This is a genomic window from Photobacterium sp. ABD4_091, from assembly GCF_056160145.1.
Genome location: NZ_JBSWWQ010000003.1, coordinates 278246 through 289467, shown reverse-complemented (window position 1 = coordinate 289467; position 11222 = coordinate 278246). Strand labels below are relative to the sequence as shown.

Annotated in this window: 8 protein-coding genes; 5 read left to right on the top strand and 3 right to left on the bottom strand. The window is 54.5% G+C overall.

Annotated elements, in window-relative coordinates; genetic code table 11:
• Window positions 1-58 precede the first annotated feature (58 nt).
• The 4 genes from ACXAGQ_RS22775 (at window position 59) to ACXAGQ_RS22760 (ending at window position 7416) form a co-directional block, all read left to right on the top strand.
• On the top strand, window positions 59-2341 hold the full coding sequence (locus ACXAGQ_RS22775; RefSeq protein WP_475257011.1) for a patatin-like phospholipase family protein: 2283 nt from the start codon (window positions 59-61) through the stop codon (window positions 2339-2341).
• Between the two features lie 413 nt (window positions 2342-2754).
• Entirely contained in the window at window positions 2755-3831 is a 1077-nt protein-coding gene (locus ACXAGQ_RS22770; protein WP_475257010.1) for an efflux RND transporter periplasmic adaptor subunit, read from the top strand.
• Window positions 3831-6926 (top strand): efflux RND transporter permease subunit, encoded by a 3096-nt coding sequence (locus ACXAGQ_RS22765; RefSeq protein ID WP_475257008.1) that lies wholly within the window; start codon window positions 3831-3833, stop codon window positions 6924-6926. The genes ACXAGQ_RS22770 and ACXAGQ_RS22765 overlap by 1 nt, the downstream gene beginning before the upstream one ends.
• Before the next feature lie 145 nt (window positions 6927-7071).
• Complete coding sequence (locus ACXAGQ_RS22760) at window positions 7072-7416, top strand: hypothetical protein (RefSeq protein WP_475257006.1); 345 nt, start codon at window positions 7072-7074, stop codon at window positions 7414-7416.
• A gap of 109 nt (window positions 7417-7525) precedes the next feature.
• On the opposite strand, the gene ACXAGQ_RS22755 is transcribed toward ACXAGQ_RS22760, so the two are convergent.
• The gene (locus ACXAGQ_RS22755; RefSeq protein ID WP_475257005.1) at window positions 7526-8743 is read right to left on the bottom strand and encodes an MFS transporter; all 1218 of its coding nucleotides are present in this window, start codon (window positions 8741-8743) and stop codon (window positions 7526-7528) included.
• Window positions 8744-8959: 216 nt separating this feature from the next.
• On the opposite strand from ACXAGQ_RS22755, the gene ACXAGQ_RS22750 reads away from it, so the two are divergent.
• Window positions 8960-9841 (top strand): LysR family transcriptional regulator, encoded by an 882-nt coding sequence (locus tag ACXAGQ_RS22750; RefSeq protein WP_475257003.1) that lies wholly within the window; start codon window positions 8960-8962, stop codon window positions 9839-9841.
• A gap of 76 nt (window positions 9842-9917) precedes the next feature.
• Here ACXAGQ_RS22750 and ACXAGQ_RS22745 read toward each other — a convergent pair whose 3' ends face one another.
• The gene (locus ACXAGQ_RS22745) at window positions 9918-10517 is read right to left on the bottom strand and encodes a TetR/AcrR family transcriptional regulator (protein WP_475257002.1); all 600 of its coding nucleotides are present in this window, start codon (window positions 10515-10517) and stop codon (window positions 9918-9920) included.
• A 110-nt stretch (window positions 10518-10627) separates the two neighbouring features.
• A complete protein-coding gene (locus tag ACXAGQ_RS22740; RefSeq protein WP_475257000.1) occupies window positions 10628-11161 on the bottom strand; it encodes a cysteine hydrolase family protein in 534 nt (177 codons plus the stop codon).
• Window positions 11162-11222 lie beyond the last annotated feature (61 nt).

The following is an 11222-nucleotide window of genomic DNA, read 5'->3' as shown; positions in this document are numbered from 1 at the left end:
TCTTGTTCAGCTAACTTGGGTATATTATTGCTATTAATCCAACTTATTAGGATATGTCATGGAGTGGCTGAATATATGCCGGCGCTGGCAGGGGGGCACGTTGCTCGCACTGGTCGGGGTCTTCGCCGGAACCTTTAATGTCGCAGCAGCCCAATCCCGCCCCCAGGTCGGCTTGGTGCTCAGTGGCGGCGGCGCCAAGGGGGCTGCCCATATTGGTGTGCTGTCGGTGCTGGAGGAAAACCGGATCCCGGTCGATGTGATCACCGGGACCAGTATGGGGGCCTATGTCGGCGGTATGTACGCGATGGGGCTGTCGGCCCAGGAAGTCCGCCAAAAAACGATGGCGGCCGACTGGCAAAGCGGGTACGAAGACCGCGTCGGGCGTAACGACCTCGAGCTGCGCCGCAAGCAGCAGAACGACAATTACCAAATTTATAGCGATATCGGTATTGACCTGAAAGGGAACTACCGATCCAAACCCGGTGCGTTCCAAGGCCAGGGAATGGCAACCCTGCTCGGCAACCTGACCGAAAACCTGCCTGCCCTTGCGAGCTTCGATGACTTGGCCATCCCCTATCGGGCTGTGGCGACGGATATTGTCAGCGTAAAGCCGGTGGTGCTGGATAACGGGCACCTTGCAACCGCTATGCAGGCATCGATGACAGTCCCCGGGGCGCTGCAGCCGGTTCGGATAGACAACCGGATCTTGGTTGATGGCGGGATCGTCAACAACATGCCGGTTGATGCTGCGCAGGCGTTGGGCGCTGATACGATCATCGCCGTTGATCTGCGTGATGCCTTGTTTGAAGAGCAGCAGCTCAACAGCGCCTTCAATATCATCGGCCAGCTCACCACTTTCATGACCAACACCAGCTCCGATCAGCAAATGGCATTGATGGCGGAGGGCGATGTGTACCTCCAGCCGGATGTCTCCTTCATGCTAGCACCTGATTTCGATAAGATGGAACAGGCATATGTGGCAGGGCGCAAAGTCGCGCTGGATGCACTGCCGGAGCTGAAGCGCTACCAGCTGCCGGAGGCTGATTATAAAGCTTACCTGGACGAAAAGCTCAACCGCCGCTCCCAGACCCAGGCCAGCCCGGCCTACTACATCGACCGTATCAGGATCGTCAACCATACCCAGCGTTCCGACCATGCATTGCTCGAAGTGATGGATCTCGACACCGGGCGGGTGATCACCAACCATGAGATGGATGACGCGGTGAAAAGGCTCAACCGCCAGGATGTGTTCGAGCGGATCACGTACCAAATCGAGCAGCAGGAAGACGAAAATGTGCTGGTGATGGATGTGCGGGAGAAGTCCTGGGGGCCGGGCTACCTCAACCTCAAGTTCAATTTTGAGGATGATTTTGCCAACCGCTCTGACTTTGCTTTCGGTACCCAGTATATTTACACCAGCCTGACGGACAAGGGCGGCGAGTGGCAATTCGAATGGCAGCTGGGCAGCTGGAAGAAGATTGATACCAGTTTCTATTTCCCGCTCGACTACCAGAAAAACAGCTATACCTCGTTCGGGGTGAACTGGAACCGTGAAGTGCGTGAGTTTATTTTGTCCGAGGAGCAGGCGGACATGATAGGCCGGGAGCCTGGTAGCAGCGCCGAGACCGAGTACAGCGTCTATAGCGGCTATGCCGAGCTGGGCTGGAACCTCCAGCCGTGGAGCTCGCTGGCTGTTGGCTACCGTGGGGGAGTGGGTGAGGTCAGTGAAATCAACGTCAACAATACCCAGGACTATTCGGTCCACGGCCCCTATGTGTCGTTTGTTTATGACGACCTGGACAGTATGTTCTTCCCGCGCGAAGGGGTAATGCTCCGGACAGAATTCGGACTGGGTTCGAGCCGCAGTTCTATCAACGACCAAGATACGGTGTCGAGCGAGAGTGTTTATGGCCAGTTGAAACTGCTCAAGCCTTTTAGCCGTGATCGCCACAGCATCGTTGCTTCATTCCAGGCTGGAGGCTACGACGGTGATGATCTGCTGCCGGTATATGTCCAGGATTTGGGGGGCTTGTTCAACCTGTCGGGCTATCACCGCTACGAGCTCAATGGCCGCTACAAGCTATTCGGTGGCTTGGTGTATAGCTACCGCCTGCTGGACAACAATTTTGGTGCTGTGTCGGTACCTGTGTATATCGGTGGTTCGCTGGAGCGTGGCGGGGTATGGGATGATAAGTCGGATATCGATTTTGACTCCAGCCTGTCGGCCGCCAGCCTGTTTGTCGGCCTCGATACTCCGATAGGACCAGTTTACCTTGCCTATGGGCAGGCAGAAGATGGGCAGAATTCCTTCTACCTATCACTGGGGACCACCTTTGATTAATTATAAACCTGTTAATTCAATGGAATAGGTATATCCGGCGGGTATCGCTCCCTGAAATGCCGGAATATACCTGGAGGGTTTCACCAAAAATGGAACCGTGTCCTCATTGGTGAACATTGTTTTGTTATTCCTGACATTTTCCTGACACCAGCCCCCTGAGCTGAGGCAAAATGACTAACGGATATAACCTTTGTCCCTTCCGAGAGTTAGGTTTTCACTGGTAAGGATACTGGGGCGACCTAGTCACCCTCTCGGAATGCAATATATGAGTTATTTTGCGAGCCATCGACCGGCTCGCTTTTTTTTTGCCTGTGATCCACGGCAAATCCCACCAAATTGCGCCGACCTTAATCTCCCTTCCTATACTGACTATATCAACTGTAATTTTCCCCTCTCCCTCAGAAGGATACTGCGTGCGATTGAAAGGGACTCTGATCAGCCTATTGCTTCTCGTTGTGCTGGCGGGCGCCATCACCTACAAGGAATACTTCTCATCCGGAGCGGCAGCCGGCCGTTCGATGCCGACACCGACTGTGGTGGTGGCCGAAGTGGAAAAAAAATGGGTACGGCGCGAAGTAGAAGCACTAGGCACGGTGAAATCCCGTGAATCTGTGGTGCTCACCGCGAAGGTGACCGAGAAAGTGGATCGGGTGCTGTTTGAGGATGGCCAATCGATTTCTCGCGGGCAATTGCTGGTTACCCTCAATGCCGACGAGCAGCAGGCCAAAGTGCGGGCCGCCAAGGCCAACCTCAAGGAGCAACAGCGTGAATACAAGCGCATTGAAGGTCTGGTCAAGCGCAATACCATTGCCCGCTCCGAGCTCGATGCTATCTATACCGATATCGAGGTCGCCAGAGCCGTATTGGCGCAAAACGAGGCTGAGCTGGCTGCTCGATATATCCATGCGCCATTTTCCGGTGTACTGGGCTTTCGCCAGATTAGCCCCGGTGCGCTGGTGACGCCGGGGGTGGTGATCACCACCTTGGATGATATTGCCACTGTGAAACTAGACTTTTCTATTCCAGAATCTTTTCTCGGTTTGGTCGCCCAAGGGGCGGTGATTGAAGCCAGTGCCGCTGCCTATCCTGATGAAATATTCCGTGGCCAGGTGGCCAGTATCGACAGCCGTATCAATCCACAGACCCGGGCCATTGTGATACGGGCAGATATTGCAAATCCGGATCTACGGCTGCGTCCCGGTATGCTTATGACCTTGTCACTGATAGTGGGCGAGCATCAGGGGCTGGTAGTACCGGAGGAAGCCTTGGTGTCCCGCCAGCAGGAGCACTTCTTGTTCGTGGTTGGGAAGGAAGGTGCCGTTGAGCAGCGTGAAGTCGAGCTGGGGTTCCGTCGTCGGGGAGAAGCGGAAGTCTTGACTGGTATTCGCGAGGGTGAGCAGGTGATCACCCGCGGTACCCAGAGGGTAAGGCCGGGGCAAAAAGTGGAAGTCCGCGAGCAGGAGCGCTTCACTTACCGGGAGGCAGGCTGATGTGGTTGTCGGATATTTCGGTTACCCGGCCGGTGCTGGGGTCAGTGATCAGCTTGCTTCTGGTGGTGTTTGGGCTGGTAGCATTCGATAGGCTGCCGCTGCGCGAATACCCGGATATCGACCCGCCGGTGGTGAATATTTCCACCAGCTACCGGGGGGCGTCGGCGGCGATTGTCGAGACGCGGATCACCCAATTGGTGGAAGACAGGATCGCCGGGCTGGAGGGGATCCGCTCAATTAGCTCGCGCAGTCGTGACGGCCGATCCAGTGTTACCCTGGAGTTTTCTATCGGCCGGGATATTGATGCGGCTGCCAATGATGTCCGTGACCGTATTGCGGGCATCCTCAACAACCTGCCTGATGAAGCCGATCCGCCGGAAGTGCAAAAAGCCGCCGCCAGCTCGGAAGTGATTATGTGGCTCAACCTGGTTTCCGACCGGATGGATACGCTGCAGCTAACCGATTATGCCCGCCGTTATTTGGTCGATCGCTTCTCGGTGATCGATGGTGTGGCGGGGATCCGGCTAGGGGGCGGCAAGTCTTATGCCCTGAGGATCTGGATCGACCGCCAGAAGCTGGCGGCAAGGGGCCTGACTGTCACCGATATCGAAGATGCCCTGCGCAATGACAATATCGAGCTGCCAGCCGGGTCGGTGGAATCAAAAAGCCGCCAGTTTACCGTGCGGACCCAGCGTAGCTTTGTCGCCCCGGAGGACTTCGTCCGCTTGGTGGTCGGTACGGGAGACGATGGCTACCTGATCCGGCTCGGGGATGTTGCCGAGGTCGAACTGGCTGCCGAGGAAGAACGGATCACTTTCCGGGGCAATACCCAGGACATGATAGGAATTGGGATCACCCGCCAGTCGAAGGCCAACACCCTAGATGTAGCTAAAGCGGCCAATGCCTTGGTCGACCAGCTCAACCCGACGTTGCCGCCGGGGATGGAAATCAAACGTTCTTATGACTCCTCGGTGTTTATCCAGGCGTCAATTGACGAGGTTTACAAGACCCTGCTGATCGCCCTTGGCCTGGTGGTGGTGGTGATATATCTCTTCCTTGGCAGCGTTCGTGCCATGTTGATCCCAGCTCTGACCTTGCCGGTATCACTGATTGGTGCCTTCACGGTGCTCTACGCCCTCGGCTTTACCCTCAACCTGCTGACGTTGCTGGCGTTGATTTTGGCGATCGGGATTGTGGTCGATGATGCCATTGTGATGCTGGAGAATATCCACCGCCGGATCAGCACCGGAGAGCCGCCGCTCAAGGCCGCGTACCTCGGGGCGAAGCAGGTGAGTTTTGCCATTATCGCCACGACCGTGGTACTGGTGGCCGTTTTCCTGCCGATTGGCTTTCTGGAGGGGGATTTAGGCAAACTGTTCCGTGAGTTCTCGATAGCGATTAGTGCTGCCGTGATCCTTTCATCGCTGGTGGCATTGACACTTAGCCCAATGATGGCGTCTAAGCTGATGCAGCCCGTTGACAAGGAGCGGGGCATGGTACGGTTTATCAGTCGGGCAATGGCCTCTTTAACGGCAAGCTACAAATCAATGCTTTGCCATGCCATACAGCGCCCTGTACGCGTCATTGTGATGTTGCTGCTGGTACTGGCAGCCTGTGGCTGGCTGCAGCATAAACTGCCGTCAGAATTTGCTCCGCGAGAGGACAGGGGGGCAATGTTCATCATCATCAACGGCCCGCAGGGGGCGAGCTTTGATTTTATTCAGCCCTATATGGATGAGGTCGAGCACCGCTTGATGCCCCTGGTGGAATCAGGCGAGATCAAACGGCTGTTGATCCGCGCCCCGCGCGGCTGGGGGCGGGTGGCCGACTTTTCCAATGGCTTTGCTATCGTGGTACTTGAAGACTGGGCCGAGCGGCGCCCGGCGGGTGCCATCATTGGCGATATCCGCAGGCGGCTGGGTGACTTGGCCGGTATCACGGCTTTCCCGGTCATGCGCCAGCCGTTTGGCCGCGGGGTCGGCAAGCCGGTGCAGTTTGTACTGGGGGGCGGCAGTTATGAAGAGCTGGCGCAGTGGCGGGATATCTTGCTTGATGCCGCCGCCAGCAACGCCAATATCGTCGGGCTGGATCATGACTACAAGGAAACCAAGCCGCAGCTGAGGATCGTGATTGACCGTGACCGGGCGGGCGATCTGGGCGTGTCGCTCAAATCGATAGGCCAGACGCTGGAGTCCATGCTTGGCTCCCGCCAGGTGACCACGTATACATGGCGGGGCGAAGAGTACGATGTGGTGATCGAAGGCCAGCGCGAACGGCAGAATACGGCTGCGGATTTGGCTAACCTGTATGTCAGGGGCGAGCAGGGCGGGGAGCTGGTTCCGCTTTCAAGCCTGATCAGCGTTGATGAATATGCCGGGGCACCGCAGCTAAACCGCTATAACCGGGTACGGGCCATTACGCTTGAGGCCAACCTTGCCGAGGGATACACCTTGGGTGAAGCCCTTGGCTACCTCAATGGGCTAGTCGATGAATTGCTGCCTGCCGATGCGGTGGTCAACTACAAGGGCGCCTCCAAGGATTACCAGGACTCCAGTTCCTCGATTGTCTTTATCTTTGCCCTGGCGTTGCTGGTGGTATTCCTGGTGCTGGCGGCGCAGTTCGAAAGCTATATCCATCCTCTGATCATCATGCTGACTGTGCCGCTGGCCACGGTTGGGGCACTGCTCGGGCTTTATTTTACCGGCCAGACCCTCAATATTTACTCGCAGATCGGGCTTATCATGCTGATCGGCCTGTCGGCAAAGAACGGGATCTTGATTGTTGAGTTTGCCAACCAGTTGCGCGATCAGGGCATGGCATTTGATGATGCCTTATTGGAGGCCGCTTCAGAACGACTGCGGCCAATCTTGATGACGGCTATTACCACCATTGCCGGTGCTGTCCCTTTGATTTTGGCCACCGGAGCGGGAGCTGAAAACCGGATTGTGATTGGTATTGTGGTACTGTGCGGGATTACTGTGGCGACCTTGTTCACCTTGGTGGTGATCCCGGTGATGTACCGCTTGCTGGCCCGCCATACTCAGAGCCCTGAACATGTCTCACGCCAGTTGGCACAGCAGATGGAGGAGAGCTGAGGGGGAGATTGAGTGGAGAAATTTATTAGAAAGCCTCGAATTCATCAATAAAAGTACTGTTTTATACTGATAATGCTGCTGATGAAACGACAATCCCACATGATTTCGTTACTATCACAGCAAGACTTATTCTGGTGATATTGATATGAAAATTTCTGTTGATGGCGGCTCGTTCCAAGTTGCGATTGAAACTGAATTTGACGGGCTGATTGGTGAAGCGCTAGCGATCTATAACGAAACCTTTGAGCAGGCGAAAACCAATGACAAGACGATTTTGCGTTTCTTGCAAATTATCCTCGAGCACCGCGATAGCGATGATGCTATCGGCTATGCTGTCCTCGGCCTGCTGGGTTGGTACCACGCTAACATCAACTCGGTAGAGGATCAGGATATTGAGTTGAACCTGCCGAAAATCCTGCCGCACCTGATCAACCCTGCGGGTGACTTGACGGCGACCAGTGCCAGCGAAGGCAGTACCTTCTTGCATTGATAGGTTTGTCTCGTTCCATGGTATTGGATCCCAAAAAAGCCTGGCGGCAGTACCGTCAGGCTTTTTGCTGTTGGGGTCTTGGCTCGTGTTTAAATAACTTGTCCTATGTTTAAACCACTTGCGAAGTATTGGCTACGACCTTGTTGTTTAGTTCTACGTCGCTGCTTAGCGCTTTCTTGTCCAAGCGACCGCTCAGGCGGGTTAGTAGCAAGGCAACAATAACAATTGCAGCGCCGGCCCAAGGGGTATGCATCAGGCCTGCTTCGGCGACGATGTGGCCACCGCCCCATGAACCCAAGGCAATACCGATGTTGAAGGCCGCGATGTTTAGGCCAGAGGCGACATCGACTGCATCCGGGCTGACTTTCTCAGCCAGTTTTACCACGTAGACTTGCAAGCCCGGTACGTTACCGAAGGCGAAGGCACCCCATACCAAGATGGTCGCAACAGCTGCAATCGGGTTGTAAGCGGTCACATTGAACACCAATAACGTTACCGCTAGGCCGGTGAAAATAATGGTCAGGGCTTTGATTGGGCCCATCTTGTCAGCCATTCTACCGCCCCAGATGTTGCCGATAGCCACGGATACCCCGTATACCAGCATGATCAGGCCAATCGCACCGGAGTTGAAACCAGACACATCTTCCAAGATAGGTGCCAAATAGGTAAAGGCTGTAAAGGTACCGCCGTAACCTAGCGCAGTGATGGCATACACCAGCAGCAGGCGAGGCTGGGTCAATACTTTTAGCTGTGACGATAGCTTGGCCGCTGGTGGCTGCTTGAGGTTACCTGGGACCAAAAATGCACTACCAATCAGGGCAATTAGGCCAAGCAGGGCAACAATCAAGAAGGTTGCCTGCCAACCGAAGGTTTGGCCGATATAGGTGCCTAGTGGTACACCGGTTACCAAGGCCACAGTCAGGCCGGTAAACATGATGGCAATGGCACTGGCGGCTTTCTCTTTCGATACCAGCCCGGTTGCGATGGTCGAGCCAATGGAGAAGAACACCCCATGGGCCAGACCGGTCAGGATACGTGCCAATACCAGAGTGTTATAACCCGGGGCCTGCCATGCCAGCAGGTTACCGGCAACAAATAGGCTCATGACTGATAGCAGGACAACCTTGCGGTTCCATTTACCGGTTAAGGCGGTTAATACTGGGGCGCCTACGGCAACACCCAGGGCATATAAACTGACTAGCAGGCCGGCAGAAGGTAGTGAAACATTAAGGTCGGCTGCCATGGTTGGGATCAAGCCCACGATGACGAATTCTGTGGTTCCGATAGCAAAGGCGCTTAGCGTCAATGCCAATAGTGCTAAAGGCATAGTCTTTCTCTCTATTGATGTAATCAAACCGCCGCTACAACCCTGCTTTTAGGTCTCAAGGTATTCAGCTTTATCGCTAACCCTTCGCGGCACTCTCTCTGTTGGCAGGCATTATTCAAAAAAATGCTATTGCTAAAAACAGCACCTTTTACAAATGATTTTTGCTATAAATGAAAAAATGCGAAGGTGTTAAAAGACGTTGAAAGGAAAGGTGCCATGCTAACGCGCTCTGATGATTTGGAAATTTTACTGACCGTGGTCGATAGCGGCGGCTTCTCTGCGGCTGCTGAGGCATTGGATATCCAGGTTGCACGGGTCTCAAGGGCCGTCAGTAAGGTCGAGAAACAGCTCGGTGTGTCTATTCTCAACCGCACCACCCGCAGGGTAGAGTTGACCGATGAAGGACGGCAGTTCATCGAGGCGGTGAGAACGGGCCTGCAGCATATCCAACAGGCCGAGGAAGACATCATGCAGCGCGGTGAGTTACCAAAGGGGAGGCTGAGGGTAGATGCAGCCAGCCCGTTTGTATTCCACCAGCTGGTCCCGTTGATCCAGCCATTCAAAGCCGCTTATCCCGAGATAGAGCTTGAGCTGACATCCAATGAAGGTTTCGTTGATTTGTTGGAAAAGCGTACCGATGTGGCGATCCGTATCGGCAAGCTAGATGATTCCACCTTGCATGCCCGGCCGCTGGGCAGAAGCCCGCTGTATATTGTCGCTGCGCCGGAATACCTCGCCAAGCGCGGGATCCCCAAGCAGGTCAGTGAGCTTGGCCAGCATGATCTGATTGGTTTTGCCGGTGCCAAAATCCTCAATCGTTGGCCTCTCAAAGGATTGGATGCCATCACCCCTTCAATGATCTCAAGCAACGGTGAAACCGTCCGCCAGCTGGTGCTGGCGGGTAACGGTATTTCATGTCTGTCGGGCTTTATGGTCAACAAGGATTTGGAGGAAGGGCGTTTGGTCTCTTTGCTGGAAACAGAAAAACTGGTCAATACCGGCCGCGAGCAGGTCAATGCCGTATTCTATAAATCATCCTCGGTTGCTAGGCGGATCTCGGTCTTTATAGATTTTATCCAGCCGCAATTGACGCTGTAGCTATGTGGTTTGCTGTGAATATCAAAAAGCCAGCACCGGAGGCTGGCTTGATAGGTAATGGCAATAGAGCTATCGCCTAGAACGGATAGTGCTTGAACACATCTTCAATCATTTGCTTGAGGGGAGCGCCATTTTCATCGTCATCCGGGCCGTTGACGCGGGCATAGGTACGAAGCCCTGAGATCTGTACCTGGATATGGCGTGCCAGTTGGTGCGGATCTTTCTCTTTGTCAATCTCACCCAGCTCCTGGGCTTCGACGATCAGCTTTTCGAACTCACTTTCCATTTTGCGGAAAGATCGCTTGGCCTCTTGCAGCAGTTCTTCATGCTCGCCGGTGAGCTCGGCTACGGTTTTGGCCAGCATGCACATGCCGCTCGGTGCCCCGTGCTGGGTGTTGATCACCAACTGCTCCATGAACAGTTTCAGGGCAGCCACGGGCGAGGGACTATTTGTTCGGCAAGCGGCCAACTTTGCCACCCCTTGTTCGGTGTAATGTTGCAGGGCTTCTTTGAACAGCCCCTCTTTGCTGCCGAAGGCGGCGTAAATGCTGCCGGGACGCATATCGATGACGTCTTGCAGGTTGCGCATCGACGTCGCGTGAAACCCTTTTTCCCAATACAGGCTCGTGGCTTTGTCGATGACTTGCTGACGGTCAAATTTTGCATGGTTTGCCATGATGAGTTTCCAGCTTAAATTGTGAACGATAGTTCAATTTTAAGCTGAACTAAGGCTCAAGTCTAATCTATGTTTTTCTTAGAGCTTGAGCCTGAGTCCTGACCGAGCCCTTACAATACCTGCTCGCTGGCTACCAGCTCGACACGGGTCGAGACCGCATGCAGGGCGATGTTGTGGATCATCTCATCGACCGTGGTGCAGCAGTCTATCAGCATTGAGACCTTGTACTTTTCGGCGGCTTTGGAGATTGCGGTGTGGGTTACGCAGTTCTGGGTCATCATGCCGCAGACCAATAGTTCATCGACACTATGGCGGCTTAATACCTGCTCGAGGTTGGTCTGTTCGAAGCTGTCGGCAAAATGTTTGATCACTACGTCACCTTGTGGGGCTGCTGCCAAGATCTCCGGGTGGATCTCAGCTCCTGGGGTGCCTTGATTGAAAAATGGCGCCAGGCCCATCGCCGGATCAGCAAGGTGTTGGATATGGATCACCGGGATGTGCTGCTCGTTGGCCTTGGTGATTGCCGCTTTGATATAGGCAAGGGTTTGCTCGGTATTCCATAACGGGAATTTGCCGCCTGGGAAATAGTCATTCTGTAGGTCGATTACGAGTAGTGCTTTCTGTGGCTGGGCTTTCTGAGACATATCGGACTCCAATTACGATGTGTGGGGTCTAAACAAGAGGTTAAACATTGAATATGGAGCC